1 protein-coding gene and 1 pseudogene are annotated in these 1,731 nt (G+C 25.5%); both read right to left on the reverse strand.

Annotated features, from left to right (window positions below; all coding sequences use genetic code 11):
- Positions 1-383: pseudogene (locus tag QZZ48_RS15680) on the reverse strand (NAD-dependent DNA ligase LigA); the annotation flags it as partial.
- A 25-nt stretch (positions 384-408) separates the two neighbouring features.
- A complete protein-coding gene (locus QZZ48_RS15685) occupies positions 409-1,641 on the reverse strand; it encodes a hypothetical protein (protein WP_294967191.1) in 1,233 nt (410 codons plus the stop codon).
- Positions 1,642-1,731: the final 90 nt, after the last annotated feature.

A 1,731-nucleotide genomic window follows, 5' to 3' on the forward strand; every position in this document is an offset into this window, starting at 1 on the left:
CCCTGAGTAAGTTCACCATCTTCGTATATAAGGTTAAGACTCGCTCCATCAAACTTTGGTTCACAATAAAAAGAGATATTTTCATCTAGTTTATATGTCTTAGTAAGCCATTTTTCTAGGCCTTGCGCGTCAAAAATATCTTCTAAAGACCACATACGAGATAGATGCGAGGACTTAGTGTATCCACTAGATATGGCATCACCAACTCTTTGTGTAGGTGATGATGTTAAAACATCATCTTTATTTGTCTCTTCGTACTCCACTACTTCATGATATAGTTTGTCATAAACTTCATCTGTTGTTATAGGGTCATCAAGTACATAGTAATTATGTGAGTATATATTTAACTGCTCAACTGCTTTTTTGTAATCTTCAAATTTCATAATGGAATTTTATCTCAATGTTAATTTATATACGCTGTTTTTTTGATATTAAGGCTTTTAAAAGTGATTTTTTTATTGAAAGAAATGAATCTTTATTCTGAAATAATATCTTCTCTTGAGCTTTTAATTCTCTATGCATACTATCAAGTTCTCTTTCTAGCTTTAACTGTTTATTTATTAAACTTCTTTTTATCTCTTTTTTAACAAGTTGTTCTAAAGCTCTTTTTATTGTTTTTATATTTTCTCTAGATACTTTTATTTCATTTTTTATAGACTCTGTTCTTTCTTTATTATCCATTCTGTGGACTTCATCTAAAAGATCTTCTAATTTCTGACCTTTAAATCTTAACTCATCAGTAAGTTTTTCTTTCTTGTTAAGATGTATTTTGTTATGTTCAGTAGGTGATAAATTGTCTATAAATAATTTAAGTATTTGATCATCAAGACTATAAACCTCTTTTTGAAGTTTATTGACAGAAGTTCTAGTTCTAGTATATATTTTTGAAATTGATAACATAGAAATTACATTCCACTTTAAGCCATCATCAGTTTCAAACTCTGGAACTTTATATTTCATTCCATCTACTATAATTATGTCTAAAGAATAGTACTTTAAAAAGTCAATCATATATTCATTTGAAATTGAAATCTCTTTTAATATATACTCGGAGATAGAGTCAAATACACTGTTAAAGTGCATTCTAAAGGCATAACCACTAAATCCCGTTAAAAACTCTTCAGACTGTTCAAACTTAACTATTAGTTCTGCTATAATTATTCTTTGAATATATACAAAAACATTCTTTTCGTAGATATGATTATCTATTTTTTGTTCTTCAAAATATAATTCAACAAATTTTTCAACAATTGTCTTAAAAAAATTCTTGCTAATTTCTTTTGAAAAATGTTCACTATAAAATACTTCTAACTCTCTTTTATCAATCCCATTAAATCTCCGTTCATGTATTTTTGATTCGTTTTGGGCTATATTATTTCTATTTGTTCTGTTAATAATTTTTACAAAAATATGTTCTTGTTTAATGATGATTACATCGTTTTTTTTAAGTTCTAATGCTTTTCTAATAGCTAATTTAATTAAATCATTATCATTAAAAATTTTATTTTTATTTTCTTTTATTAAGTTAATAATAGCATTTTTAAGTGCATTTAAAATTATAATAATTTGATTATTTTTATACTCTATCAAGTCATCATTACTCTCAATAAGATATATAATATCTGCGGCTAAATTCTTCACTTTTTTCATCCCTTTTTTAATTATTCATTAAATTTATAGAATACCCAAATAATAATTTTGGATTTTGTTACACTGAATTCTTTATAGAAG

Source organism: Sulfurimonas sp. (genome assembly GCF_016744025.1).
Taxonomy (GTDB): domain Bacteria; phylum Campylobacterota; class Campylobacteria; order Campylobacterales; family Sulfurimonadaceae; genus Sulfurimonas.